Origin of the sequence: Exiguobacterium sp. s146 (assembly GCF_018618415.1) — a bacterium.
Classification (GTDB): domain Bacteria; phylum Bacillota; class Bacilli; order Exiguobacteriales; family Exiguobacteriaceae; genus Exiguobacterium.
The window spans coordinates 797,135-823,810 of sequence record NZ_JACSMA010000001.1 but is presented as its reverse complement, the minus strand read 5'-3'; the positions used below and the strand labels follow the sequence as shown (position 1 = coordinate 823,810).

The 26,676-nt window shown below is 51.5% G+C and carries 26 protein-coding genes and 1 other annotated feature; of the genes, 10 read left to right on the top strand and 16 right to left on the bottom strand.

Annotated features, from left to right (window positions below):
- Nucleotides 1-62: 62 nt before the first annotated feature.
- Entirely contained in the window at nucleotides 63-1,793 is a 1,731-nt protein-coding gene (gene ezrA / locus KNP83_RS04255; protein WP_214760832.1) for a septation ring formation regulator EzrA, read from the bottom strand.
- 237 nt (nucleotides 1,794-2,030) lie between these two features.
- Between ezrA and KNP83_RS04250 the strand changes: the two genes are divergently transcribed.
- Nucleotides 2,031-2,513, top strand: coding sequence for a GAF domain-containing protein (locus KNP83_RS04250; RefSeq protein ID WP_214760830.1), 483 nt, complete (start codon nucleotides 2,031-2,033; stop codon nucleotides 2,511-2,513).
- Nucleotides 2,514-2,734: 221 nt separating this feature from the next.
- A complete protein-coding gene (gene rpsD / locus KNP83_RS04245) occupies nucleotides 2,735-3,334 on the top strand; it encodes a 30S ribosomal protein S4 (RefSeq protein WP_029595169.1) in 600 nt (199 codons plus the stop codon).
- A 42-nt stretch (nucleotides 3,335-3,376) separates the two neighbouring features.
- Here the strand turns inward: rpsD and KNP83_RS04240 are convergent, their stop codons facing one another.
- Together KNP83_RS04240 and tyrS are read right to left on the bottom strand one after the other, a co-directional pair.
- Nucleotides 3,377-4,003: a GTP pyrophosphokinase gene (locus KNP83_RS04240; RefSeq protein WP_214760827.1), complete on the bottom strand. Its 627-nt coding sequence runs from the start codon at nucleotides 4,001-4,003 to the stop codon at nucleotides 3,377-3,379.
- A 107-nt stretch (nucleotides 4,004-4,110) separates the two neighbouring features.
- A complete protein-coding gene (tyrS, locus tag KNP83_RS04235; RefSeq protein WP_214760825.1) occupies nucleotides 4,111-5,358 on the bottom strand; it encodes a tyrosine--tRNA ligase in 1,248 nt (415 codons plus the stop codon).
- A 46-nt stretch (nucleotides 5,359-5,404) separates the two neighbouring features.
- Nucleotides 5,405-5,602 (bottom strand) — a binding site (T-box leader).
- A 167-nt stretch (nucleotides 5,603-5,769) separates the two neighbouring features.
- Here tyrS and KNP83_RS04230 point away from each other — a divergent pair.
- Entirely contained in the window at nucleotides 5,770-8,250 is a 2,481-nt protein-coding gene (locus tag KNP83_RS04230; protein WP_214760823.1) for a transglycosylase domain-containing protein, read from the top strand.
- 44 nt (nucleotides 8,251-8,294) lie between these two features.
- On the opposite strand, the gene acsA is transcribed toward KNP83_RS04230, so the two are convergent.
- The gene (acsA, locus tag KNP83_RS04225; RefSeq protein WP_214760822.1) at nucleotides 8,295-10,001 is read right to left on the bottom strand and encodes an acetate--CoA ligase; all 1,707 of its coding nucleotides are present in this window, start codon (nucleotides 9,999-10,001) and stop codon (nucleotides 8,295-8,297) included.
- A gap of 155 nt (nucleotides 10,002-10,156) precedes the next feature.
- Between acsA and KNP83_RS04220 the strand changes: the two genes are divergently transcribed.
- The 3 genes from KNP83_RS04220 to KNP83_RS04210 are packed head-to-tail and all read left to right on the top strand — an operon-like array spanning nucleotide 10,157 to nucleotide 12,597.
- Nucleotides 10,157-10,786, top strand: coding sequence for a GNAT family N-acetyltransferase (locus tag KNP83_RS04220; RefSeq protein WP_214760821.1), 630 nt, complete (start codon nucleotides 10,157-10,159; stop codon nucleotides 10,784-10,786).
- A gap of 12 nt (nucleotides 10,787-10,798) precedes the next feature.
- Nucleotides 10,799-11,431, top strand: coding sequence for an acetoin utilization AcuB family protein (locus tag KNP83_RS04215; RefSeq protein ID WP_214760820.1), 633 nt, complete (start codon nucleotides 10,799-10,801; stop codon nucleotides 11,429-11,431).
- Nucleotides 11,428-12,597 carry an acetoin utilization protein AcuC gene (locus KNP83_RS04210; RefSeq protein WP_214760817.1) on the top strand — a complete coding sequence of 390 codons (1,170 nt, stop codon included), beginning with the start codon at nucleotides 11,428-11,430 and terminating at the stop codon, nucleotides 12,595-12,597. The genes KNP83_RS04215 and KNP83_RS04210 overlap by 4 nt, the downstream gene beginning before the upstream one ends.
- Nucleotides 12,598-12,647: 50 nt before the next feature.
- Here KNP83_RS04210 and ccpA read toward each other — a convergent pair whose 3' ends face one another.
- From ccpA to KNP83_RS04190, 4 genes are all read right to left on the bottom strand, one after another.
- Nucleotides 12,648-13,661: a catabolite control protein A gene (ccpA, locus tag KNP83_RS04205; RefSeq protein WP_214760815.1), complete on the bottom strand. Its 1,014-nt coding sequence runs from the start codon at nucleotides 13,659-13,661 to the stop codon at nucleotides 12,648-12,650.
- A 126-nt stretch (nucleotides 13,662-13,787) separates the two neighbouring features.
- Entirely contained in the window at nucleotides 13,788-14,879 is a 1,092-nt protein-coding gene (locus tag KNP83_RS04200) for a bifunctional 3-deoxy-7-phosphoheptulonate synthase/chorismate mutase (RefSeq protein ID WP_214760813.1), read from the bottom strand.
- Between the two features lie 136 nt (nucleotides 14,880-15,015).
- Nucleotides 15,016-15,717 carry a YtxH domain-containing protein gene (locus tag KNP83_RS04195; RefSeq protein ID WP_214760811.1) on the bottom strand — a complete coding sequence of 234 codons (702 nt, stop codon included), beginning with the start codon at nucleotides 15,715-15,717 and terminating at the stop codon, nucleotides 15,016-15,018.
- Between the two features lie 22 nt (nucleotides 15,718-15,739).
- Nucleotides 15,740-16,258: a DUF948 domain-containing protein gene (locus KNP83_RS04190; RefSeq protein WP_021065587.1), complete on the bottom strand. Its 519-nt coding sequence runs from the start codon at nucleotides 16,256-16,258 to the stop codon at nucleotides 15,740-15,742.
- A 173-nt stretch (nucleotides 16,259-16,431) separates the two neighbouring features.
- Between KNP83_RS04190 and KNP83_RS04185 the strand changes: the two genes are divergently transcribed.
- Complete coding sequence (locus KNP83_RS04185; RefSeq protein ID WP_214760809.1) at nucleotides 16,432-17,544, top strand: aminopeptidase; 1,113 nt, start codon at nucleotides 16,432-16,434, stop codon at nucleotides 17,542-17,544.
- Between the two features lie 41 nt (nucleotides 17,545-17,585).
- Here KNP83_RS04185 and KNP83_RS04180 read toward each other — a convergent pair whose 3' ends face one another.
- From KNP83_RS04180 to KNP83_RS04155, 6 genes are all read right to left on the bottom strand, one after another.
- Nucleotides 17,586-18,038 (bottom strand): Dps family protein, encoded by a 453-nt coding sequence (locus KNP83_RS04180; RefSeq protein WP_214760807.1) that lies wholly within the window; start codon nucleotides 18,036-18,038, stop codon nucleotides 17,586-17,588.
- 101 nt (nucleotides 18,039-18,139) lie between these two features.
- Nucleotides 18,140-19,447: a UDP-N-acetylmuramate--L-alanine ligase gene (murC, locus tag KNP83_RS04175; RefSeq protein ID WP_214760804.1), complete on the bottom strand. Its 1,308-nt coding sequence runs from the start codon at nucleotides 19,445-19,447 to the stop codon at nucleotides 18,140-18,142.
- 88 nt (nucleotides 19,448-19,535) lie between these two features.
- Nucleotides 19,536-20,591 carry a hypothetical protein gene (locus tag KNP83_RS04170; protein ID WP_214760802.1) on the bottom strand — a complete coding sequence of 352 codons (1,056 nt, stop codon included), beginning with the start codon at nucleotides 20,589-20,591 and terminating at the stop codon, nucleotides 19,536-19,538.
- 53 nt (nucleotides 20,592-20,644) lie between these two features.
- Complete coding sequence (gene ytpR, locus KNP83_RS04165) at nucleotides 20,645-21,265, bottom strand: YtpR family tRNA-binding protein (RefSeq protein WP_214760800.1); 621 nt, start codon at nucleotides 21,263-21,265, stop codon at nucleotides 20,645-20,647.
- Between the two features lie 48 nt (nucleotides 21,266-21,313).
- Nucleotides 21,314-22,105, bottom strand: coding sequence for a DUF1444 family protein (locus KNP83_RS04160; protein WP_214760797.1), 792 nt, complete (start codon nucleotides 22,103-22,105; stop codon nucleotides 21,314-21,316).
- Between the two features lie 5 nt (nucleotides 22,106-22,110).
- Entirely contained in the window at nucleotides 22,111-22,422 is a 312-nt protein-coding gene (locus KNP83_RS04155) for a thioredoxin family protein (RefSeq protein ID WP_214760795.1), read from the bottom strand.
- Nucleotides 22,423-22,536: 114 nt separating this feature from the next.
- Here KNP83_RS04155 and KNP83_RS04150 point away from each other — a divergent pair, with 114 nt between their 5' ends.
- Nucleotides 22,537-22,869 carry a hypothetical protein gene (locus KNP83_RS04150; RefSeq protein WP_214760793.1) on the top strand — a complete coding sequence of 111 codons (333 nt, stop codon included), beginning with the start codon at nucleotides 22,537-22,539 and terminating at the stop codon, nucleotides 22,867-22,869.
- Nucleotides 22,870-22,916: 47 nt separating this feature from the next.
- Here KNP83_RS04150 and KNP83_RS04145 read toward each other — a convergent pair whose 3' ends face one another.
- Together KNP83_RS04145 and KNP83_RS04140 are read right to left on the bottom strand one after the other, a co-directional pair.
- Nucleotides 22,917-23,933, bottom strand: coding sequence for a PTS sugar transporter subunit IIC (locus KNP83_RS04145; protein WP_214760791.1), 1,017 nt, complete (start codon nucleotides 23,931-23,933; stop codon nucleotides 22,917-22,919).
- A 130-nt stretch (nucleotides 23,934-24,063) separates the two neighbouring features.
- Nucleotides 24,064-25,137 carry a M42 family metallopeptidase gene (locus KNP83_RS04140; RefSeq protein WP_214760788.1) on the bottom strand — a complete coding sequence of 358 codons (1,074 nt, stop codon included), beginning with the start codon at nucleotides 25,135-25,137 and terminating at the stop codon, nucleotides 24,064-24,066.
- A 136-nt stretch (nucleotides 25,138-25,273) separates the two neighbouring features.
- On the opposite strand from KNP83_RS04140, the gene KNP83_RS04135 reads away from it, so the two are divergent.
- Together KNP83_RS04135 and dhaK are read left to right on the top strand one after the other, a co-directional pair.
- Nucleotides 25,274-25,576 (top strand): PepSY domain-containing protein, encoded by a 303-nt coding sequence (locus tag KNP83_RS04135; RefSeq protein ID WP_021065576.1) that lies wholly within the window; start codon nucleotides 25,274-25,276, stop codon nucleotides 25,574-25,576.
- A 104-nt stretch (nucleotides 25,577-25,680) separates the two neighbouring features.
- Entirely contained in the window at nucleotides 25,681-26,658 is a 978-nt protein-coding gene (gene dhaK, locus KNP83_RS04130; RefSeq protein ID WP_214760785.1) for a dihydroxyacetone kinase subunit DhaK, read from the top strand.
- Nucleotides 26,659-26,676 lie beyond the last annotated feature (18 nt).

Genomic DNA, 26,676 nt, shown 5'->3' with positions numbered 1-26,676 from the left:
CCTCGATTCAAAAAAGATTGACGTACACGTTAATTCCCGTTTACGTCAATCTTCATGCATCATTATTTTCGTAATAGCTCTTGCTGTTCCAATCCTTTTTCGACACGTTGGCGAATTTCACGGGCCGCCCCTTCATCGAAGCGCCCGAGGACACGTTCACCGATCTCGACGGCCGTCCCATACTCCCCATGCAAGAACTTGTTCTCGGCGAGCGTCAAGGCGATATGCACCTCGTTGTCGCGACGGCGATAGCGGTTCGCATACTGCAGGAGCTGTTCGGCATACGTGACTTGGCGCAAAAGTGCTTTGACCCGGTCCCTGAAGTTGTCCATCGTCTCTTCGACGTCGTGGCTAAGGCCGACGATATACGTCATATTGAACGGTGCCTTCTCGAACTGTTCGTCCAACGATTGTACGCCTTTTTGTAATTGGCGCATATCGCTCGTCAAATCGGTCGGGACGACCGGCATGGCGCTCTTCGCGAGCAGACGGCGATGGGCCGACAGTTCGCGCTTCCATGAATCGAGTTTGTTGCGGACTTCGAGCTCTTCTTTACGAAGGGAGTTCGTGTTCTCGATGAACCGCTCATGCATCGCACTGAACTGATCGAGCGAACGCTTCGCTTCTTGTACTTTCGATTTGATCATGCTGAACGGGATCATCTGGGCGACGAGCGCCTGTTCGATGTCGAGCACGTTCGCTGTGAGCGTCGCGCGCTCACGTTCGAGCTGTTCAAACTCTTCGCCGACACGGGCGTTAATCTCGTAGTTGCTGACCAGGCGGGACATCTCTTGATGGAGACGAGCCATCACTTCACTCGTTTGGCGGTCACGTTCTTTCACGGTCGCGAATTCTTTTTTCACGTATTGACGTGCATCGACTTCGGTCCGGAACGCTTCGAACAGCTGGTCGATGTCCGAGCTGAGTTGTTGCATATCCATCTCGAAATGATCGAAGTCGAGTTGTTCGATGCGATCCATGAGCGCGGAACGACGATCTTCAGCTTGCTCGATCTCTTCCATTAAACCGAGCGGCTCAAGCGCGTAGCCGTCCATTTGCATCTCTTTATGACCTGAACGCAACTGGTTGAGCTGTTGTTTCAAGTCGATTTGCACCGTGCGCACGAACTGCGGGATGACACCGACGAGTTCACGAATCTTCGTCACTTTCTCAGACAAGGCTTGACCGGCGAGATACGCCTCAGATACTTGTCCTTCTTGCTTCAACGTGATCATCTCTGTCCGCTTCGCTTCCGCTGCCGCGATTTCAGACTCGACGAGCTCATACGTCGGACCGAACGCGCTGTTTTGGGCGACGAGCGTCTTCCGGAATTGATACAACTCTTTCTCGTCTTTTTTGACGATATCGAGGAGCGACGAATGGTGCTGATTGAATTCATCCATCTCGTCGAGCATGGCGTGTACCATCGCCTCGAGCTCTTCAATCAACTGTTCCGTCGCGTTCAAATCGGATTTCACTTTAAGGAAGCGATATTTGTCCAAATCTTCTTCGGCATGATAGAGTGCCTCATCGATTTGCCCCGTATGTACGCTGACGAGTTCGTCCCAGGACTGGTGCCATCGTTCGAACTTCTCTTTCGTCTCGCCTTCCATCGGCCACTGCTTGAACTTTTGCAGTTCGGCCGGCACACTGGCGCTGAGCACACTTTGTTTACGCATGTCTAAATCATCAATTTTCTGGTAAAAATTCCTTCGTACGAGCATGCTTCCCAGCATGGCCCCTAATGCGATGACAATGATTCCAATTAAAATTCCGTAGATTCCGTAATCCATCTCTGTCACAACCTCCAAGCCGCTTTCATGGACTTATGTATCTGAATGAATAAATGAAGTATTTTATGAGTATAGATAATACTAATCATATTATAGAACCAATGATTTGCATAGGTTTTCCAACGGTTTAGGGAGAGAATGTTATTTTTCACACGAATCTTTTGAGAAGACAAACCGAAAAAATGCGTGTACCATAATGCTAATTCATCTTTCATTCATTAATAGGAGGAAAATCACATGTTCCAAACAACGACTTACACTGGCGACTTGGCCGCTGGTTATGACCTGCTCAATAAACAGCTGGCAGCACTTTTAGAAGGTGAGACGAACCGTGTCGCCAACTTATCGAACGCGAGCGCCTTGCTCAACCAGTTCCTCGACCGCATCAACTGGGTCGGCTTCTATTTAACTGAGGGAGAAGACGCCCTCATCCTCGGACCGTTCCAAGGCCTTCCGGCTTGTGTCCATATCGCGTTCGGCAAAGGTGTCTGCGGCACGGCAGCCTCGACGCAAGAGACACAACTCATCGCAGACGTCCATCAATTCCCGGGCCACATCGCTTGTGATGCGGCTTCTAACTCAGAAATCGTTGTCCCGCTCGTTCGCGACGGCAAGACGATTGGCGTCCTCGATATCGACAGCCCAGAGTTCGATCGTTTCTCAGACATCGACCGTCATGGGCTCGAGCAATTTTGCCAGACATTACTTCGCTTCATCTGATTGACAAGCGAATCGTTTCGTCGTATACTGATTTTTGTGCATGAAATGACGATAGCAGTCATTGACAGACGTATCCACCTTTCGGGCCTCGACTCAGTCGGAGGAGCATCTCGTAGCTTCGCTATCAAGTGAAGGTGCTTGAACCTAGAAAGGGGCGTCACCCGTCTTTGACACCGTTGTTCTTTTGTGCAAAATACATGAACAACAAGGAGGAGTCCAACATGGCTCGTTACACAGGTCCAGCTTGGAAACTCTCGCGTCGCTTAGGCATCTCGCTTAGCGAAACGGGTAAAGAATTAGCAAAACGTCCTTACGCACCAGGTCAACACGGAAATGGTCGTCGTAAAATCTCTGAATACGGTCTTCAGCTTCAAGCGAAGCAAGCACTCCGTCACATGTACGGAATCAACGAGAAGCAATTCCGTCGCATCTTCAATGATGCTGGGAAAATGCAAGGTATCCACGGTGAGAACTTCATGTTCTTGCTCGAGTCACGCCTTGACAACCTCGTTTACCGCATGGGTCTCGCTCGCACACGTCGTGGAGCGCGCCAACTTGTCAACCACGGTCACATCCAAGTTGACGGTTCACGTGTAGACATCGCGTCTTACCGTGTAAAACCAGGTCAAGTCATCTCAGTTCGTGAGAAGTCTAAAAACTTCAAAGCGATCGCTGAAGCTCTCGAAGTAGCACCAGCTACAAAAGACTACGTTACATTCGATGCTGAGAAGCTCGAAGGTACATTCGTACGTCTTCCTGAGCGCGCTGAGCTCAACGACCAAATCAAAGAGCAACTCATCGTCGAGTACTACTCACGTTAATGCTTTTATCCCCTTCCCTGCCTCGGCAGGAAAGGGGATTTTTTATTTCATTAATATTTGTTCGCGAATCCGACCCATTTGGGTATCGAGCGCGTCCGCCATCTTCGCCGCCTCAATCAACTCAAGTTTCGACGCCTCTGGGACGACGTGTTGATACTTATAATGAAGTTTATGTTCTGTTGCCGCCCAAAAGTCCATGGCAAGCGTGCGGATTTGAATCTCGGTCGGTACCCAGATGACGTGTTCCGCCAAATACACTTTCGTCCGGACGATGAGATGCAGGCTCCGATAGCCGCTCGGTTTCGGATGTTCAATATAATCCTTAATCTCATCAATCTGTAAATCGTCTCGTTTCTTCAAATGATCAAGGATGGCATAGATGTCATCACGAAAACTCGTGACGATTCTCACCCCGGCGACGTCAGATATATTGTCCCACAGCGCTTCCACTTCGAGGGGGAGCCCTTTTTGATTCATTTTCCGAATGATGGACGGCAACGTCTTCATCCGCGTCTTGACGTGTTCAATCGGCGAATAACCGAGGCGCGTCTGCCAGTCGAGGTCAATGATGCCGAGATCGCTCTCGAGCTCGGTGATCGCCATCTCATAGTATCGGAACCGCTCCCGCCATTGATGGAACTGCTCGCCAAAAAACTCTTCGATATCCATACGTTTGCCTCCTTGTCGTCTATACTTGCTATCGTAGCAGACCGAATCGATGTTGCGTCAGAAAAAAACGTCCATGTTCGCAACATTAGCGGACATGGACGGATGCATCAGACGTGACGAATCACGAAGTATTTTTTCTTACCTCGACGGATAATCGTGAACTCACCGAGCGTATCGGCGCGTGTCACCGTCTTATCGAGCGACTGCTCCCGCTCGCCGTTCAAGTAAATCGCCCCGTTTTGAACATCTTCACGGGCTTGACGTTTCGATGGTGCAATCTTCGCTTCGACGAGAAGGTCGACGAGGTTACGCTCGCCGTCGAGCTCGAACTGTGGCATGCCTTTGAATGCGGCATCCATATCTTCTGGCTTGAGCGTCTGCAAGTCGCCGCTGAAGAAGGCAGTCGTGATGCGTTGCGCTTGATCGAGACCCGCTTCTCCATGGACGAGTTTCGTCATCTCTTCGGCGAGGCGACGTTGGGCGGCACGCTTCTCAGGTGCAGCGGACACTTCTGCTTCGAGCGCCAAGATGTCTTCGTGCGACATGAACGTAAAGTATTTGATGAACTTGATGACGTCAGCGTCGTCGACGTTAATCCAGAACTGGTAAAACTCGTACGGCGTCGTCTTATCGGCATCGAGCCAGACTGCGCCACCGGCCGTCTTCCCGAACTTCTGCCCGTCCGACTTCGTCACGAGCGGTACCGTCAACCCGAACGCCTTCTCCGAGTGGCCGAATCGGCGGATCAGTTCGAGACCGGCCGTGATGTTGCCCCACTGGTCGCTACCGCCGACTTGAAGGCGGCAGTTCTCGTTTTCGTACAACTTCAAGAAGTCGAACGATTGCAACAGCATGTATGAGAATTCCGTGTACGAGATCCCGTTCTCCAAACGCGAGTCGACCGAGTCTTTGGCGAGCATGTAGCTGATTGGGAAGTGTTTCCCGATATCACGCAAAAAGTCGATAATCGACAATTCAGCCGTCCACTCGTAGTTGTTACGAATCGAGATTGGGTTCTCGCCTTCGAGCGGAAGGAAACGGCTCAATTGGTCTTTGATGCGATCCGAGAATTCTTTGACCGTATCGAGCGTATTGAGTGAACGCTCGTCCGAACGACCAGACGGGTCGCCGATCATCCCGGTCGCCCCACCGACGAGAGCGATGACGTGGTGTCCTGCTTCCTGGAAACGTTTGAGCGTTAAAATCGGAAGCAAATGCCCGATATGGAGCGAGTCCGCCGTCGGGTCGAATCCCGTGTATAATGCCGTCGGTTTTTTAAGTTGTTCAGCTAACCCTGCTTCGTCCGTCATTTGGTTGACGAGACCTCGAAATTCTAAATCCTTCAATAATTCCATCTGTTCCACTCCTTCAATTGACATAAAAAACGTCCCTTCTCATATGAGAAGGGACGGAGATTCCGCGGTACCACCCTAATTGCCACAGTCGTGGCCACTTGTAGCGAGAGATAACGGTCTCGACCCGGCCGAACGGCACGCTCCAAAAGTGTAATTCATCGATTGACATTGGCTAGTTCACAGCACCCACTAGCTTTCTGGACAAGCGGTCAGTCGACTACTTCGCTCTCTTCATCGCGTCTTTGTTTATGGACTATGCTTTACATTTTATAAGTTCCATTTCCAAATTGTCAACTGGAAGATGGAAACTTGCATCCGACAGTGGATTGGGAGGAAGGTCGGCAACGAGTTGTGCTATAATCGTATATATTACTGTCCAAAATAGTTTTACACCATATTAAGGAGGCTGTCATGCTGCAAAAGATTCGAGACATATGGAACCAACCTAAGTCCTTGAAAGCCCGCCGTTATGCCAATGTATTTTACGATGTGTCGTGGAACGTCCTACTCCTAACGATTATATCGGTCGTTCTCATTGGATTTTTAGGCGCTGGGATTGGAGCGGGTTATTTCGCTTCTCTCGTCAAGGATATGCCGGCACCTGCATATAAGACGATGACGTCACAAATCAACACGTACTCATCGACTTCTGACATTTATTTTGGAAGCGGTGAACGAATCGGAAACTATACGACGGATGAAGTACGGGTTCCCGTCGCCGTCGATAAAGTCTCTCCGTTCGTCGTTGACGCGTTACTTGCCACAGAGGACGTCGAGTTTTACGAACACGATGGTGTCGTCCCAAAAGCGACGCTTCGCGCCATCTTACAAGAAGCAACCGGGTCTGAAGATCGGACCGGTGGTTCAACGCTCACCCAACAGCTCATCAAGAACCAAATGCTGACGAACGAGGTGTCGTTCGAACGAAAAGCGAAAGAAATTTTACTCGCCCTTCGCCTCGAGAAAGCAATGAACAAAGATGAGATCTTGAACGCGTACTTGAACGTCGTCTCATTCGGACGAAACTCGATGGGACGCAACATCTCAGGGATTGAAGCGGCCGCTCGCGGTGTCTTCAACACATCGGCTGAGAAGTTGACGTTGCCACAAGCTGCTTTCCTCGCCGGGATTCCGAAAAACCCGTTCTTGTACACACCGTACTACCAAGGCGGTGTCATCAAAGAGGACGTGGCACCGGCCATCAACCGGATGAAGACGGTACTCAACCGGATGTACGTGGCCAAGAAGATCACAAAAGAGGAATATGACGCCGCATACAACTACGACATCACAAAAGACTTCATGAAGACACAATCGAAGCCGCGTGACCGCTATCCATATGTCGTGCAAGAAGCTGAATTACAAGCCCGACAAATCGTCACGAACTACTTGCTTGAACAGGATGGCATCGTCTTGGCAGATTTAAAAACGGAAGAACAAAATACCATCCGGTCAACTTATGCCAAACGTGCACACAACATGTTACGTCAGGGTGGATTCAAGATTCATATGACGCTCGACAAAAAAGTTCATGAGGCGATGCAACAACCGGCTAAAAATGCCAATAACTTTGATAAAGATCAATACATCAAAGAAGAAGATCGGACATTGCCTGAACAGACGGCATCAATCATGATTGAAAACAAAACAGGGCGCATCCTTGGTTTTGTCGGTGGTCGTTATATTAACGGCAAGACCGATGAAGTAAACCGCGCCATGCGAATGGAGCGTCAAATAGGATCGACAGCCAAGCCAATCTTAGTGTATGCAAACGCGATTGAAGCTCGAATGATCACACCTGAGACGGTCATTTTAGATGAAAAATATTTCTATCGCTTCACCGGTCCTGGTCAAGATAAAAAAGAAGTTTTGAATGAGAGCCGAACACATAACGGTCCGGTGACGGCTCGCGAGGCATTGAAGCGTTCCCTCAACGTTCCTGCCGTTAAGATTTATGAAGAACGGAATCAAAAACCTGCCGATACGCAAAAACTCGTCGATATGGGCATCGAAGTGTCGGAAGCGAACCGAAATGCATCATCGATGGCTCTAGGCGTCGGAGAAGTCAGCCCGGTCAACTTGGCTGCATCTTATGCGATGCTCGCAAACTACGGCGAACATGTCGAGCCATACTTCATCGAGCGCATTGAATATAACGGTGAAGCAATCTTTGAGAAAAAAGCAAAGAAAACACGCATCTATTCCGACCGTACGTCTTATCTCGTCATCGACATGTTGCGTGACGTCTATACGTCAGGAACAGCGACGTATGCCAAGTCGCTCTTAAACGTCCCTGGCGATTGGATGGGTAAATCTGGAACGACGAACGAACGACGTGACTCGTATTTGGTCGGATCGAACCCGAACGTCACGCTCGCCGTGTGGTCTGGTTTTGACTCACAATTCGGTGAGATGCAAAACAGCTATGAGGTCGGTCAGTATTATCAACGGACACAACGTATTTGGTCACAAACGGCCAACCGCGTATTCGCCGATAATCCAGAAATCTTCAACACGGGTGCACGCTTTACCCAACCTTCTAGCGTCACTGCCGCTGACTTTAAAGACTCTGGCTCATTCTCCGAGAAGAAAAAAGTCGAAGAGAAGAAGAAGGAAGAGGAAGCGAAGAAGAAAGCCGAAGAAGAAGCTAAGAAGAAAGAAGAAGCCGAAGAGAAGAAACAAGAGGCTGAAGAAGAGAAACAAGAAGCGGACGCTGCTGCGAAGGAAAAAGCAGCTGCTGACGCAAAAGCGAAAGCGGAAGCCGACGCGAAGAAAAAAGCGGAAGCTGACAAAAAGAAAGCTGAAGAAGAAGCAAAGAAGAAAGCCGAGGCTGAGAAAAAGGCTGAGGAAGACAAGAAGAAAGAAGACGCCGAAGCTGCAGACGGCGCCTAATCCGACAAGAAAGGTCGACACATCGCGTGTCGACCTTTTGTCGTTCAATCTTCCATTGTCGATAAGTCACCTGTCTCGAGGTTCAATTCCCATGCTTTCAAGACGCGACGCATGATTTTCCCGCTTCGCGTTTTCGGCAACTTGTCTTTGAACTCGATTTCACGCGGAGCCGCGTGAGCCGCGAGACCTTCTTTGACGAACTTTTGAATCTCTGTTTTCAACTCATCCGACGGCTCATAGCCTTTCCGGAGCGCGATGAACGCCTTGATGATCTCGCCGCGGACTGGGTCCGGTTTTCCGATGACCCCGGCCTCGGCGACAGCCGGATGCTCGACGAGACGACTCTCGACTTCGAACGGTCCGACCCGCTCTCCGGCCGTCATAATGACGTCATCGACGCGACCTTGGAACCAGAAGTAACCGTCCTCGTCCATATACGCCGAGTCACCCGAGACGTACCAGTCGCCCCAGAAATAGCTTTCATACTTGGCGTCGTTCTTCCAAATCTTCCGCATCATCGACGGCCATGGCGTCTTAAGTGCCAAGTTGCCCATCCGGTGCGGCGGGAGCGGTTGACCGCGGTCATCCAAGATGGCCGCCTCACAACCCGGGATGGCTTTGCCCATCGATCCCGGTTTGATATCCATCGTCGGATAGTTGCAAATCATCATCGCGCCGGTTTCCGTCATCCACCACGTATCATGAATCCGTAACCCGAACGATTCGTTCCCCCAACGAATAACTTCCGGGTTGAGCGGTTCACCGACCGAAAGGATATGGCGGAGTGACGATAAATCGTACTTCTCGAACGCCTCTTCCCCGGCGCCCATGAGCATCCGAAACGCGGTCGGCGCGCTGTACCAGACCGTGACACCGAACCGTTCGATGACCGAATACCAGAACTCAGGATTGAATCGTCCCCCGACGATCACGTTCGTCGCCCCGTTCAAGAACGGTGCGAAAATCCCATAGCTCGTACCCGTCACCCAGCCTGGGTCGGCCGTGCACCAGTAAATGTCGTCCGGTTGCAAGTCGAGCACCCATTTGCCGGTCATCAAGTGTTGCACCATGGCGTTATGGACGTGCAAGACGCCTTTCGGCTTCCCGGTCGAGCCTGACGTATAGTGTAAGATCATGCCGTCTTCGCGGTCGACCCACGTGATGTCGAGGTCGGTCGATGCTTCACCCGCCAATTTGCGGTAGTCGATGATTTTACCGGTCTCTTCTACCCCGTCCCCGACGATTAAAATCGTCTCCAAGTGCGGGAGTTGATCAACCGGGATCCGCGGCAAGAGCGCCTCGGTCGTCACGATGACTTTCGCCTCCGAGTCAAGCAGACGGTCGTGGACGGCTTGCTCCATGAACGCTTCGAACAACGGACCGACAATCGCCCCGAGCTTGAGTGTACCGAGCAAAATAAAATAAAGTTCTGGACTCCGCGGCATGAAGATGAAGACGCGGTCGCCTTTCTCCACTCCAACCGATTTCAGAACGTTTCCGGCCCGATTGCTTTCTCGTTTCATATCCTCGTACGTGTAGCGCTCTTCTCGTTCCCCATCGAAATAGAGCAACGCCAGCTTCGTGGCGAGTTCACCTTCTGCGTGACGGTCAATTGCTTCGTACGCCATGTTTACGTTCCCCGTCAAATTCCAAGAAAATAATGCTTCTGCTTGTGTCCACTCGAACGACTGACAAGCATCTTCATACGACGCCAATTGATGCTCCCCTGATAACGCTTTCAATTTTTCCATCGCTAAAGATTCGCCTCCCCTGTAATGAATGGTATAACCACTTTCAGTATAGTGTTAATATTATGACAAATCAATGAATTTCCAAAATCTCCAAAAGAGTGTGAAACAAGCAGAATGAAAGCGCTATAATAGAAGGTGGAAAAGGTGGTGACTCCATGGAAAAACAATATCATTCAAAGGTGTGGGAAACCTCACTCGGAGCCGTAATCATCGATGGACCTATCGAGAGCGACGTGTTGGCCACGTATCGGCTCGATGAGGGATTGACCGCATTTCGTGAACCTGAGGATCAACATAAGGCACTCGTCGAAATCGCTGGTTTGAAAGAAGGCCGTATCATCGTGGCCCGTGTTGATGACCTCGTCATCGGCTATGTCACATATTTATATCCGGACCCGTATGAACGTTGGAGTGAAGGAAACGACCCCTACATCCTCGAGCTCGGCGCCATCGAAGTGAGCCCGCGTTTCCGCGGCCAACGGATCGGCAAGCAGTTGCTCGAAGTGTCGATGATGGACCCGCATATGGACGATTTCTTGATTTTGACGACCGAATATTATTGGCACTGGGATTTGAAAGGGAGCGGACTCTCCATCTGGGATTATCGGAAAGTGATGGAGAAGATGATGAACCACGGCGGACTCATCTTCTTCCCGACCGATGACCCGGAAATCGCCTCGCACCCGGCCAACTGTCTCATGGCACGGATCGGCAAGAACGTCCGACAAGAAACGATCGACCATTTCGATTCACTCCGGCTGCGGCGCCGGTTCATGTATGACTAAGGAGGGACCTGGATGCTGATTGAACAAATGATGAACCGTCATGTCGTGACGATTCAACCGACCAATACGATTGCCCATGCGGCCAAGCTCATGCGCGATCATAAAGTTCGCCATCTCATCGTCACCAACCCGGCCCGACAAGTCGTCGGAATCGTCGGCCAGTTCGAGATGAGCGGGGCCACGAGTGTGTTCCATCCGGAAAGTGAGAGCGCCGACTTCAAAAACCCCGTCTCGAGTATCATGCGTCAAGATGTGACGACGGCACACCCATACGACTTCTTCGAAGACGCGGCCGCCTTGTTTTATGAGTACCGCCTGACCTGTCTGCCCATCGTCGAGCAAGCCAAACTCGTCGGCGTCTTGACCGAGACCGACTTATTGCGTTACTTTGTCCAATTGACGGGTGCGCTCGAGCCGAGCTCTCAAATCGAGCTCTTGGTCGAGAACACGACCGGAACGCTCGAAAAAGTGACCCGCCTCCTGGCCAAGACGAACGTCAACATCATCAACGTGTTCGTTCATCCGACGCCCGACCCGTATAAGCGCATCATCTCGTTTCGCGTCCAAACGATGAATCCGCTTCGCATCATCGAACGGTTGAAACGCGAAGGTTACGACGTGCTCGGTCCGGAGATGTCCCAATGAGACCGGCCTACATATTCGGGGAGAACGAGAACTCGTACCGCTTCCATGCGGATCATCCGTTCAATCCGGTCCGCCTGGAGCTGACGACGTCCCTGCTCATCGCCTCAGGTAAACTTCAGGCCTCTGAGTGCATCGCCCCTCCCATGGCTTCGGCCGAGTCGCTCGCGCTCGTCCACGACCCCGATTATATTGAGGCGGTCCAAGCGGCGGCGGCAGGTGAGCTGTCGACATTGAAAGCAAACAAGTTCGGCCTCGGCACGGAAGACACGCCGATTTTCCCAACTATCCATGAAGGGGCAGCCCGGCTCGTCGGGGGCACCGTTCACGCGCTCGATTTGGTCGCGAGCGGTAAACTGGAACGCGCCTTCCACGTCGGGGGTGGCCTCCATCACGGGATGCGGCGAAAAGCATCCGGATTTTGCGTGTATAACGACGCGGCGGTCGCCATCGCCCACGTCCGTAAAGCGTACGGTAGTCGGGTCCTCTATGTCGATACCGACGCCCACCACGGAGACGGCGTCCAATGGTTGTTTTATGACGATGACGATGTGATGACGTTATCCATCCATGAGACCGGCCGCTACCTGTTCCCGGGGACAGGAGCCGTCACAGAACGCGGCAACGGAAATGGGTACGGCTATAGCTGGAACGTCCCGGTCGATGCGTTCACTCAAGACGACTCGTTCTTGCGCTGTTACGAGACCGTGTTCCGGGAAGCGTGCGAGTGGTTCAAGCCAGATATCATCTTGACGCAGAACGGGGCTGACGCTCATGCCTTTGATCCGTTGACGCACCTCGCCTCGACGATCCGGACGTTCGAACAGATTCCACAAATCGCATCACGACTCGCCGATGAGTATACGGAAGGAAGACTTGTCGCCCTCGGCGGCGGCGGATATGATTGGTACCGGACCGTGCCGCGGGCCTGGTCGCAAGTGTGGGCGGGTCTGACACGCGAGGCGCCTTACAATGGTGACATTCCAACATCATGGATTGACCAGTGGCAGACCAAGGCTGATCAAGCCTTGCCGACACGGTGGGACGACGTCGACTACACGTTCCAACATATCCCTCGACGGCAACAAATCGAGGAAAAGAATTGGGAAGTATCGAAACGGGCGTTTTGGCCGTTCATCTCGAACGACCGCAAATCAATATATGTCTAAAAAAATCCCCTCGTCCGCGGAGTGACTCCGATTGGCAAGGGGATTTTTGTTCAGTCTTGACGTACTGAGTCGCGACGTTCGATGCGGTGTGGCAAGACGACGTTCTTCTCTTCCACTTCTTCCGCATTCAAGATTTTCGTCAAGAGACGCATGGCAACGGCACCGATGTCATACATCGGCTGGACGACCGTCGTCAATTTTGGACGAATCATCGTGGCGAGACGTGTGTTATCGTGACCGACGACTTCAAAGTCGTTCGGGACCGAGAAACCAGCGTCTTGAATCGCGTGAATGACACCGAGTGCCATCTCATCGGTTCCAGCGAAGATTGCTTTCGGGCAATCGTCACGTTCGAGCATCTTCTGCATCGCCTCGAGACCAGACGCATACGTGTAGTTCCCGAGGACGACGTCATTCTCACGGAACGGGAGTCCAGCATCGTCAAGGGCACGGCGGTAACCAGAGAATTTCTTCTCGCCATTGATTTGTTGCTCGAGCGGTCCCGTGATGAAGCCGACCTGTTTATGGCCGTGGCCAATCAACATTTCGGTCGCATCATACGCAGCCTGCTCGTAATCGATGTTGACTGCTGGCAAGTCGTATCCTTGGTTGAGTGTCGCCGCAAGGACGATTGGGACCGGTGATTTTTTAAATTCGTTGACGAGGTCTTCATGTAGACGACCACCCATGAAGATGATGCCGTCGACTTGTTTGCCGAGCAACGTGTTAAACAAATGAATCTCTTTGTCACGGTTCGAGTCCGAGTTCCCAAGGATGATGTTGTACTTGTACATCGTTGCGACGTCCTCGATTCCGCGGGCTAGGTCTGCGAAGAAGATGTTCGAGATATCTGGGACGATGACGCCGACTGTCGTCGTCTTTTTGCTGGCAAGGCCACGGGCAACGGCGTTCGGGCGATAGCCGAGACGGTCGATCGCATCTTGAACTTTCTTGCGGGTCGTCGGTTTGACGTTCGGGTTTCCGTTGACGACGCGTGAGACGGTTGCCATCGACACCCCGGCTTCTCGTGCGACATCATAGATTGTTACATTGTTACTATTCATTAAAACTCCTCCTACAAGCAATGATTTTCAAACGATTTTCAAAAAACGTGTCAAAAAAGGAAGACAGGTATCTGTCATCATTTTACCCTGTCTTCACGCTATATAAAACGTTTCCAATTGGAAAGCTTACTTTTTCACCAAATCAAGTTGAGGGAACTGGGCCGTTAGCCCGTCCACAAATTGATCGAACTGGTCGAAATCGAGTTGTTGCTGGGCGTCCGATAAGGCGATGGCCGGGTTCGGGTGTACTTCCACCATGACCCCGTCCGCTCCGACCGCAAGCGCCGCTTTGGCCGCTGGCAGTAACAAATCGCGTCGTCCTGTCGAGTGCGTGACGTCGACCATGACTGGGAGATGCGTCTCTTGCTTCAAAATCGGGACCGCCGTGATATCGAGCGTGTTGCGTGTCGCTCGCTCATACGTCCGGATGCCGCGTTCGCACAAGATGACTTGGCTGTTGCCGCTCGCCATGATGTACTCGGCCGCATAGATGAACTCTTCAATCGTCGCCGACAAGCCACGCTTCAAGAGTACCGGTTTATCTGTCTTCCCGACTTCTTTCAACAAGTCAAAGTTTTGCATGTTGCGCGCACCGACTTGGATGATGTCCACGTAAGGAAGGGCCGATTCGACCGCGCCTGGTGTCATGATTTCAGAGATGATCCGTAAGTCATGACGATTTGCCGCTTGCTTCAACAGTTTCAACCCCTCAAAGCCGAGACCTTGGAAGTCGTATGGTGAGGTACGTGGCTTGTATGCCCCGCCCCGCAAGATTTTCACACCAGATAACGCCAGTTTTTCGGCGACGGCGTTCACTTGCTCGAACGATTCGACCGCACACGGTCCCGCAATCAGTTGCGGACGTCCATTGCCGATTGTGACATCATCGAGCGTGACGATCGTGTCTTCGGCTTGGCGCTTCCGGGAAACGAGCAACGTCTTGTCCCGGTCTTCGCCCTGCAATTCGGCCGAGGCTTTGAACATCTCTTTGAACAGATGTTGCAGGCGAGCCGTCTCGAACGGACCCGGGTTTTCCGCAGCGACGAAGTCGAGCATCTCACGCTCACGTACCGGATCGTATCGCTCCACACCTTGTAGACGTTTAACTTTTCCAATCTCAACAGCGAGTGTGCCACGGCGGCTGAGCAAGTCAAGCATTTCACGATTCAACTCATCCATCTCGCGACGTAATCGATTCAACTGATCTTGTGGACTCATAATTACCCTCTCATTTCTAAGCCGTTCTTTCCAGATTCCTAATTATAACGAACTTTAATCGCTTTGTCATAGGAAAATGGGCTGACGACACAAAATCAACAAAAAAAGCGCCCGGCTGGTCCGGGCGCGTCATCACTTATTTGTTGCCGTTTTTCAGGTCGTGTTTCAAGTTGTTCAATTCTTGTTTCGACTCGTCGTCGAGCAAGTCTTTCACTGGCGCTTCGAAATCCGACTCGTAGTCTTCCGACTGGTCACGGCTGCTCGTTTCGTTTTGTTTGTTTGCCGAAGCTTTCGCAGCTTTTGACTTGTTGTCCGTTTGTTTCGGTTTGTCTGTTGACGCATCCGACTTCGACGACTCGTTTGACTCATTTGAGGCTTTCGCTTCGTTCGAGTCTTTCACTTCATCCGACTGCTCTTCAGAAGCACGGTCGAGTTGCTCTTTCACTTCGGCTTCCGCCTCCGCAACGAGTTGATCCGCTTTCTCCATCGCCTCTTCGATTGACAACTCGTCCTCATCGACTTGTTGTTTCAATTCAGCCGCTTCACGAGCCTTGTCTTTGACGAGGTTCAAAACCGGAGCCGCTTTATCGCTCGCTACTTTGATCCATTCGCCGACGACCGGTTCTGCTTTTTCACGAACTTCTTTCGATTTGACGGTCAAACGCTCACGCGATGTCGCCGTCTTCTCGTCGAGGTATGTCCGTACTTCACGTCCGCTCTTCGGTGATGTGAGGAGTGCAACAGCTGCACCGATTACGCCGCCGAGGACGACGCCTGCTAAAAACCCACCGCTTGATTGTTGTTCATTCGTATATGTCTTGTTCTTGTCGTACGTCATCGTTACTTCCTCCTTGTGATAGTTATGATTTGATTGTATCGTCTGTCGCAATCAACCCTGGTGAGACCGTAGTCGGTTCTTGTTTACGGTCACGACGGCCGCGACGACGTGATGGTCGTTCGTCTGAAGAGGTTTCGGTTTTGTTTTTCTTAAATAATTCTACAGCGACCGAGCCCCAACGCACCGCTTGGGCGATCTGCTCTTTATTCTCGTCTGCCGCCACGTGAACAGAAGAAGAAACCGTTCGTACCGACTCTGTCACTTCGTTCAGTGACGTGCCGAGCTCATCAAGGGCGTGTGCCACCGGTGCGAGCAATTCTGTTTTCTCTTCGACGTTATCTACGAGACGGTTCGTCTTATGTAAGAGCGCCGTCACTTCCATTGTGATTCCGTCTAATTGACGTTCTAAGTTTTCAGTCGTATTGGCGACGCTGCCGAGTGTCCGATTGACGTTCGACAAGACACGTGCCAAGAAAAATACGAGTACGACAAATGCAAGTGCTGCGACGAGCCCTGCAATGCCTCCTAATGTGATTTCCATGCATTCATTCCTCCTATTCGGTATTGTGGTGGTTTCATTATAGCACCATTATGACTCAAAAGATTTGTCACAACCATTTTCGCCATCCGGTCTGATTATTCCTTTACCCGTTTTTATGTTTTCGATTACACTAAAATAGAAATAAATTTAAAAAAGTAAAAAGGGGTGTTCGTATGAGAGATCCAAGAATCACGCAACTCGCTGATGGATTAATCAACTATTCAGTCAAATTGAAACCGGGGGAACGCGTATTGATTGAAAATTTCGGCGTCGAGGAATCACTCGTCGAAGCGCTCGTCGAAAAGGCGTATGAGGCCGGGGGGCATCCGTTCGTCTTATTGAAAGAGAGTCGCATCTTGCGCAAGCTCTACATGGGAGCGAGCCGGGAACAGCTCGAACTGATGGCCGATATCGAACGCAAACAGATGCAAGCGATGGACGCTTACATCGGGCTTCGTGCCGGTGACAACATCAACGAACTGTCAGACGTGCCGGCCGAGCAACAAAAACTCGTCGGGGCCACCATCGGTAAAATGCATACCGAGGACCGCGTCAAAGGAACGAGATGGGTCGTGCTCCGTTATCCATCGCCGTCGATGGCACAACTTGCCGGTAAATCGACCGAGGCGTTCGAAGACTTCTACTTTAACGTCTGCACGCTCGATTACGGGAAGATGGACCGGGCCATGGATGCGCTCGTCAGCCTCATGAACGAGACCGACCGCGTCACGCTCAAAGGACCAGGGACGGACCTCACGTTCTCGATCAAAGACATCCCGGCCATCAAGTGTTCTGGCCAAATGAACATCCCGGACGGTGAAGTGTTCACAGCGCCGGTCAAAGATTCAATCAACGGTGTGATCACCTACAACACGCCGTCACCGTATCACGGCTTCACGTTCGAGAACGTGTCGTTGACGTTCAAAGATGGAAAGATTGTCGACGCGACAGCGAACGACACAGACCGAATCAATGAAGTGTTCAATACGGATGAAGGAGCCCGTTTCGTCGGCGAGTTCGCCATCGGCGTCAACCCGTACATCCAGCACCCGATGAAAGACATCTTGTTCGATGAGAAAATCGACGGCAGCTTCCACTTCACACCGGGTCAGGCGTATGACGACGCCTATAACGGCAACGATTCATCGATCCACTGGGACCTCGTTAACATCCAACGCCCCGATTACGGCGGCGGTGAGATTTGGTTTGATGACGTCTTGATTCGTAAGGATGGGCGTTTCGTCATCGACGCGCTCTTGCCACTCAACCCAGAGAACTTGAAATAACAAAAAACAAGCGTGCCGTCATCGGCACGCTTGTTTTTTCGTCACAGCTTCGTCTTTTTACCGAGCGCTGCCGACATCATCCAAATCTCTTTCTCGAGTCGCTCGATATGGGACACGAACGTGTCTTCGATGGCTTCGTCCCCATCTTCAAAATTCTCCATCGCATCTTGCATCTCTTGGCGAATCTGTTTGAAATCGCTGATGACATCTTTAATCATCTGATCGGTTTCCGCGTGGCGGTCTCCTTCTTGCAGCGTCGAGTGTTCGAGGTACTCCTTCATCGTCGCATAAGGTTCGCCATCGTTCATCAATAGGCGTTCCGCCACGTCATCGTACAGTTCAGCGACGAGGTTATACAGCTCCTCTAATTTTTCATGATACGTGAAGAAGTGAGGGCCGCTAATATACCAATGGTAGTTGTGCAACTTGACGAATAAAAGGCCATAGTTGGCCACCTCTTTGTTCAATGTGTTCAATGCGCCTTGGCTTGCCATCCTTAACATCTCCTTTTCCAAATTCAGTCGCTAGTATTATTACCGTCTTAGCGCGATGTTAAACACAAAAAAACGAACGGCATCAGCCGTTCGCTCTCGATTCACGCTTCCAATTGGACGTGTTTTTCATATTCGCGTTGATAAGTCTGGATGTCCCCAGCGCCCATGAATAGGAGCACGGCATTGTCATGTGCTTGAAGCACTTGCGTCCCGCCGCGCTTCAACACGTTCGCACCTTCGATGCGCGATTGCAGGTCTTCGATCGTGACCGTACCTTCTTGCTCGCGAGCCGAACCGAAGATGTCACACAAGTAAACGGCATCCGCTTCGGCTAATGCCGCAGCGAAATCATCCATGAATGATTTAAGACGCGTGTACGTGTGCGGTTGGAAGATGGCGACGACTTCACGGCCGACATATTTTTTACGCGCCGCTTCCACTGTCGCACTGATTTCCCGTGGATGGTGGGCATAATCATCCACTAACACTTGGCTTCCGAGCGTCGATTCGCTGAAACGACGTTTCACGCCGTTAAACGTCTCGAGGCGGTCTTTGACCAACTCTTTCGGTAAGTTCTCATAGTCACATGTCGCGATGACGGCAAGTGCGTTCAAGACGCTATGGTTGCCGTATCCTGGAATCCGGAACGTCCCATAGAAGTCGTCACGCAAATACACATCAAACGTCGTCCCGTTCTCCGTCGAGTTCACGTTCTCGGCGCGGAAGTCGTTATGGGCGCCAAAGCCGTAATAGACGATTGGCACGTTCGCTTGAATGTGTTGAAGATTTTCGTCATCACCGCAAGCGATGATGCCTTTTTTCACTTGCTTGGCCATCTCTTGGAAGGCGTCGATGACGTCGTCGAGCCCTGAGAAGTAATCAGAATGATCGAAGTCGATATTCGTCATGATGGCGTAGTCCGGACGATAGTATAAGAAGTGGCGCTTATACTCACAAGCCTCGAATACGAAGTTCTTCGAATCCTCGACACCTTCTCCCGTACCATCGCCAATCAAGAACGATGTCGGCTCGATGCCACGCATGACGTGGGCCAACAGACCTGTCGTCGAAGTTTTCCCATGCGATCCAGTAATGGCGACACTCGTATAGTGGTCGGCCAATTCGCCTAGAAACTCATAGTACTTGTATATCGTCAATCCGAGTTCGCGTGCCCGCACCACTTCAGGGTGATCGTCTGTGAAGGCGTTACCTTGGACGACGATTTGCCCTTCAGTGATATTTTCTGGGTCAAACGGAAGGATTTCAATTCCTTTTCGGTTCAATGCTTCTTCAGTAAAAAATGCTTTGTCAACGTCCGAACCTCGGACCTCATTGTTCATGTCATTTAAAATTTGAGCTAAAGGACTCATGCCCGTTCCTTTAATTCCGACGAAGTGATAACGGTTCATCTGTAAATAGCCCCCCTAATTCATTGCGGTCTGTATCAAAAATGCGACAAACCTTTGTCATTATAGCAAAACTACCGGAGTCATGCTATTACAGATTATTGTTTTTTTTAGCTAGCCGCCGACTCTTATACATCGCCATCCGGTCTTGCGGTGTCATCATGACGTTGAGCGGAGGGCCTTCCGCTTTATAAGACACGCCCATGGTGGGCGTCAATGTTTCTTCATAAGGCACATCGACCGGTTCGTCTGACTGTAATGTTTTCGCAACATCCTCGACAATCGGTGCCACCGTTTCGACTGATGGCTCAATCGGCAACGATGGTTCGGCCATATCCTGTTTTTCTTCGCGAACGGAAATTTTTGACGATTTCAAATCGGTCGACCCCATAAAGACTGAAGCGAATCCGCTCTCGACAATCGAGACTTCTCCGAGAAGCGGTTTAGTGTCTGCTTCCACCGGCTCGTCTACCGAGACGGTCGGACTCTCTTCCATCGGTTCCGACGTTTCCGCGGAAATAATCGACGTTTCGATCGGTGCCTCCACTTGCTCGGCCACCATTTCCTCAAGCGTCTCCGTTTCCGGTGATTCATCCGCTGCGACATCGAGGTCAGGCTGCGACATCGACGCTTCAGGCGCGGTCGGCACCGGTTCATCAACTGTCTCAGTTACCGATTCGTCTACAGACTCACTCACGGGTTCATCAACCGATTCAACCATTGCTTCATCTGTTGGTTCCAAAACTTCATCTGCTGGCTCCATAACCGATTCATCGACCGATTCAACCATTGCTTCATCTGCTGGCTCCATAACCGATTCATCGACCGATTCAATTACCGGTGCGTTTTCAGGCTCAGGCGCCACGCTCGGCGGCACCGCTTCCGACACATCCTCCTCTACCGGGACGGCCACTCGTTTCGCTTGGCGAATCGCTGAATCGTCTCGCGTCTCTGGAGAATGTTCCGTCGGCAGGATGATTTTCGGTTTCGGTCGGGCATATCCATAAATCGGAGACGGCACATCCGACGGCACAAATTCATCCTTCGGCTCGGGCTTCGGTGCAGGCGCACCCTTTTTCCCTTCTTGGGATAGTTCGCGTCGAATTCGGTCTGCTTGCTGTTTTAATGAACGTTCATATGCATCCATACTTGATTCCTCGCTTCTTCACTCAATCCTATTTAGCAAAAAATCGGTCGAGTTTAGCGACCGATTTCAAATGCTTTCCCTACTTCATATTCGTCATCTAATACGAGAATCCCTTTTTCTTGCGGTGCATCCGGCAAGTTCAATTCACGGGCTGAACAAATCATACCGTGCGAGCTTTCACCCCGTAATTTTGACGGACGAATGATCAAACCTGATGGCATGACCGCTCCCGGTTTCGCGACGACGACTTTTTGCCCGGCCGCGACGTTCGGTGCGCCACAGACGATTTGAACCGTTCCTTGATCTATTTCAACTTGGCAGATTGACAATTTGTCGGCATCGGGATGCTTTTCAACTTCTTTGACATACCCGACGACAAATTTCGGTGTGAAATCGACGCCTGTCAACTCGGCTTCAATATTTTGTTTACGTAAGATGACACCAAGTGATTCAATCAGCTCAGCCGTCAACTCGACAGGTCCGTGCCAGTCACTGACATCGAAATAGTTGCTGGCATTAAAAATGTTATAGCCATTGACTTTCCCCGTCGTCGATTTAACGATGGCGACATCGTCTTTTCGTTCTACGACTTGATGATGGCGATCGCCTTCTCTTAACAGGACCATGAGGACATCGCCGATTCCTTCACGGTTATAAAAAGCATTGATTTGCATACGTAAAAACGCCCCTTCTTTCAAACTAGACACAAATAGTTTAGCAGATTATGCGTCGGTTGGTGGGTTCTTTTTTCCGACAATGAAAATTGGCTCGAGTTCGCCGGCCTCATAATGGAAAGAAAGAGCCGTCACCGGAATCCGACCATTCGTGAAAAAGTCGAACATCAGCTGTTGCATCGCATCATAGCCTTGGTCGTTGCGGATGTCCGCGATAATCATCACGTCTTGGTGCGGCACCCCGACGAGCATATCACCTTCGATACGGCGTTTCATAACCCGTAAAAAGTCATCGTTCAAAATCCGTGACGCCTCATAGCCGTCCCGCGCTGCCAAGAAATAGAACGTGTTGCCGGCAACGGTGTCTTCTTTTAAATCGGTCGGTAATTTTTTGACGTTATCCCGTGCCAACTCATCGAGACGTTCTAGCGTCATTCCGCCCAAATGCCGTTCTTCAATCAACCGGTAACCGTTACCTGAATCGAGGGCGTAAAAGATTGCCGTCTCGGCCGTATGCGGCGTCATCGCCAACGACTCACCTCGTTTCGTCTCGGTCGAGAACGAAGCGGAACGGATGACGGGATATATATTGGCCTCATTGCCCGCTAACGTGACGGTATCATCGGCTGTGAGTGCCACTTTGATATAGTCGACGACCTCTTCGACTGCTACTTCCCCCCGGACTTTCGTTTTCGCCACGAGCGGGGCGAGACGGATATTGACGCCGAAGCGATCGGTCGCCCGTTCGATGCGCAATACCTCATTTTCACGATCGTACGAGGTGCGGTATCCGTCTTTGAATTTACTTTCGAGATGACGACGTAACTCATTCCGTTCCATTTAAATCACCCTAACCCATGAAGGAAGGCTTCGACTTGCTCAGGCGTCTTCCGTTCGCGTCCGACATAACGGTCGACTTCTTGTCCGCCGTTGAAAGCGACGAAGCTTGGAATCCCGAAAATGTCGAGTTCTTGTGCGAGTTCCATCCATTCGTCACGATCGACGTAATAAAATGTCCAATCTGAAAATTTCGCTTCAATATTCGGCATGAATGGGTCGAGGAAACGGCAGTCGCCGCACCACGTTGCAGAAAACATGAACACGCTCTTCTCTTGTTTTGCTGCTGTATATTCATTCATTGTTGTCAGTTGTTTCATCTTCACCACTCCTGTTCTTTTTTCCTCATTCATGATAGCATAAGTCCGTTGTCACATTCCGCTCTCGTGTTTTATGACCACCGGGAGTAAAGACTACGTGAAAAAGGTGAAGTCATGACAAAATGGACCCGCGAACAGTTGAATCCAGAAATGAAGCATCCACTTGAACAACTCGTCGGCGTCATCGGTATGTTGGCGATTTTACGCTACGGTTATTTGTTCATCGATACGGACAAGTCACGGGGCGAGATTTTCATTTGGCTCGTCGTCGGATTCGCCGTGATTTACATACTTGAACGCGTCGGCAAGCGCCTTGTGCGCAGGCTACCCATCATTCGAAAACGTTTCTTACTACCCGTCTACGTCGTCTTGCTCGTGTTATTCCTCGCGAGCTTTCGTGTCCCGCGCGAAACGGTCGAGGTCGTCCGGAATTTTTTCGGGTGGTGAACAATCAAGAGCATCCCGCCAGCCGGAAGGGATGCTCTTTTTGTCGCTCAATATTCGATTTTCATGTCGTTCGGTCGAATCCGGTTCATCCGGACCAACACTTGATAGACGGCATAGCTGAGCACCGCCGGCCCGACGATTAAAAAGCCGAAAACGACGATGAACGTATACCAGCTGAAGCCCATCGTCTCGAGCATGACGATCGGTCCGACAAGTCCGCTCGTCCCCATCCCGGCGCCAGCCGCGACGCTCTCGAGTTCAAACAATAGAATCGCGATGGGAGCGAGCACGGCGCCGGCGACGGTCGGCGGCAACAGAATCCATGGGTTTTTGACGATATTGCCGACTTGGAGCATGGACGTACCGATGCCTTGGGCGATGGCGCCCCCGATTCCGTTGTCCCGATAGCTCGTGATGGCAAAACCGACCATCTGGGCGGCGCATCCGACCGTTGCCGCACCGGCGGCAATTCCACTCAAGCCGAGCATGAGGGCGATGGCCGCGCTTGAAATCGGAGCCGTGAGGGCGAGCCCCATCAGCGTCGCGACGACGACACCCATGAACAACGGCTGTTGTTCCGTGCCCCACTCAATCCACGTCCCGAGCTGTGTCATGAACAACCCGACGTACTTGCCGATATACGTCGCACTCAAATAGCCGACGCCAATCGTCGTGAACGGCGTGACCAAAATATCGAGTTTCGTCGACTTCGAGACGAGTTTGGCGACTTCGACGGCGAGCAACGTCGCCACATAACTGCCGGCCGGCCCGAACTCATAGCCGAACGCCCCGACGACGAGCGCCGAGAACAAGATGAGCGGTGGTGCTTGGAGCGCATAGGCGATGGCGATCCCGATGGCCGGTCCGGTCAAACTGATGGCCACGTCACCAATCTCGATGAGCGTCGAACCGAATCCGGACAGGTTCGTCTCGAGCAATTGTCCGCCGCCCGTCTTCATAATCAAGCCGATAATGAGTGTACTGAATAATCCGAGTGCCATATAACTGAGCGCCGTCACAAAGTATAGCGACGGGCTGAGTGTGATGCCTTTTTTCTTGAGCATGGGAGTCCCCCTTATCCTGTCTTGTCAGTCGTATAGTTTCTGTCTTCACACTTTTTTCAGTATAAGCGTTTCTCAAGAAAATTCAATATGAAAAAAAAACGCCACTACAGGAGTGCCGTTTTTCGTTGAATTAGCGTGAGGCCCGGAGCGTCTCCATCGTCGAGCGATCGAGTCGCTTGACGAGTGCTTTCAAGAGCGCTTTCGCCGCGTCATAGTCGTCCGTATGCAAAATCGAGGCATGCGTGTGGATATAGCGTGCCGCGACGCCGATGACGGCCGTCGGTACTCCTTCCCCGCTCATATGGATGCGACCCGCGTCCGTACCACCTGGCGAAACGAAGTATTGCGTCTTGATGTTTTCGTCAGATGCCGTATCGAGCAGGAAGTCCCGCATCTCGGGAGACATGACCATGACCCGGTCGAGGATGCGGATGAGTGCCCCTTCCCCGAGTTGGCCGAATTCCGTCTTATTGCCTGATGCATCATTGGCCGGTGACGCGTCGAGTACGAGCGCGACATCGGGACGAATCATTTCGGCTGCCGTTTGGGCACCCCGGAGACCGACTTCCTCTTGGACGGTCGCCCCGGCGAACAAGATGTTCGGGTGATCGGCTTTCGTCGTCTCTTCGAGCAACTCGACAGCGAGACCGACGCCATAGCGGTTGTCCCAAGCCTTGGCCATAATTTTCTTCGGATGTTTGAGTGGTGTGAACTCACTCGTCGGGACAGCCGGAAGACCCGGACGGACTCCCCACGATTCAGCCTCTTCTTTCGAATCGGCCCCGATATCGATAAACATTTGCTTCATGTCCATCGGCTTGTTCATCGCATCCGGTCCGAGCAAGTGCGGCGGCGTCGATGCGACGACTCCCGGAATCAATCCATCCGCTGTCACGATATCAAATCGTTGTGCCATGAGCACTTGGCTCCACCAGCCACCGAGCGGTTGTATGTACAGCATCCCGTTTTCCGTGATTCGGGTGACCATGAACGCGACTTCATCCATATGCCCAGCAATCATGATGCGTGGTCCTGATTCATCCCCGACCCGTTTTCCAAAAATCGAGCCGATGCCATCCGTCATGACTTCATCGACATGCGGTGTGATTCGGTCACGAACAAATCGGCGGACCTCTGATTCAAACCCAGGCGCGCCCGGAAGCTCTGTCAACGTCTTAAATAAGTCTCTCGTTTTTTGTTCCATTTCCATCCATCCCTTCAACCGTTCTTGTTTCATTATATACAGAACTTTTCGACAGATGCGAATGCTTTTCGTTCCAATGGGGTACAGGTTTTGGTACGATGTACATGATAGCCATAGTTCAAGGGGAGGTAGTCATATGAAGAAAAGATATTGGTTAGTTGGAATCGGGGTTGCCATCGCAGCCGCACTTATGACGAAAAAAGTGTTAGACGAACGAAGCTTATCGGCCGAGGATGCGCTTGAGTACACGAAGCGTGCATTTTCAGCCAAAGGTCACGTCCAAGGGGCATGGATCTCGGCATCACCTGAGATTTATACGTATGACGGACGCGAGTACGACGTCTTCAAAGGCGGCATCTCGGTCCTCGAGAACGACGAAGAGAAGACGTACCAATTCACAGTCGATTCAGAGACTGGCGCTCTACTTGAATATGCATGAGATGAGGTCGGCGAACATGTTCGCCGACTTTTTTTGTTTAATTCACCCAAAAGAGTGGAAAATTGAATATGGTACTTTTCAAACTCAAAAAGGAGTGATCCCTCGTGAAGAAACTGATCGGTGAAGCAAACGAGCTCGTGTCTCAAATGGTCGAAGGTATGGTCCATGCCCATCCTGAGCTGTACGGTCGTGTAGAAGGATTCAATGTCATCTGTCGTGCCGACGGGGCCAAGTCCGGAAAAGTCGGACTCGTCTCAGGTGGAGGGAGCGGTCACGAGCCAGCGCACGCCGGTTATGTAGGTGATGGGATGCTCGATGCCGCCGTATGTGGTGAAGTGTTCACCTCTCCGACCCCGGACATGGTGCTCGAGGGCATCAAAGCGGCCGATGGCGGCAACGGTGTCTTGCTCGTCGTCAAAAATTACGCGGGTGACGTCATGAACTTCGAACTCGCCGCCGAGCTCGCGGACGCCGAAGGGATTAAAGTCGACCACGTCGTCGTCGCCGACGATGTCGCCATCACGAATAAAGAGGACCGTCGCGGCGTCGCCGGTACCGTGTTCGTTCATAAGATTGCCGGTGCGGCCGCAGCTAGCGGGAAATCACTCGATGAAGTGAAAGCGCTTGCAGAAAAAGTCGCAACTAACGTCCGCTCGATGGGGATGGCCGTCGAACCGTGCTACATGCCGGTGAGCGGTAAACCTGGATTCGATTTGAATGAAGAAGAGATGGAAATCGGAATCGGGATTCACGGAGAGCGCGGTGTCGAACGGAAACCGACGACGAACGTTGATGCGATTGTCGACGATCTGCTTGATCATCTGAAAAAAGAGGTCAATCCCGGCGAAGTCGCCGTCATGGTGAACGGTATGGGCGGGACGCCTCTATCTGAGCTGTACGTGACGTATCACTTCGTCGCGAAAAAATTGGAGGATGCCGGCTATACGTTGAAACGGAAATACGTCGGCAACTATATGACGTCACTCGAGATGCACGGATTCTCGATTACACTCTTGCCGCTCGACGAAGAGTTGACGAGCTATCTCGATGCACCATCGGCGGCACTCGGTTTCAAACTCTAATCTACGAATGAGGTGTTC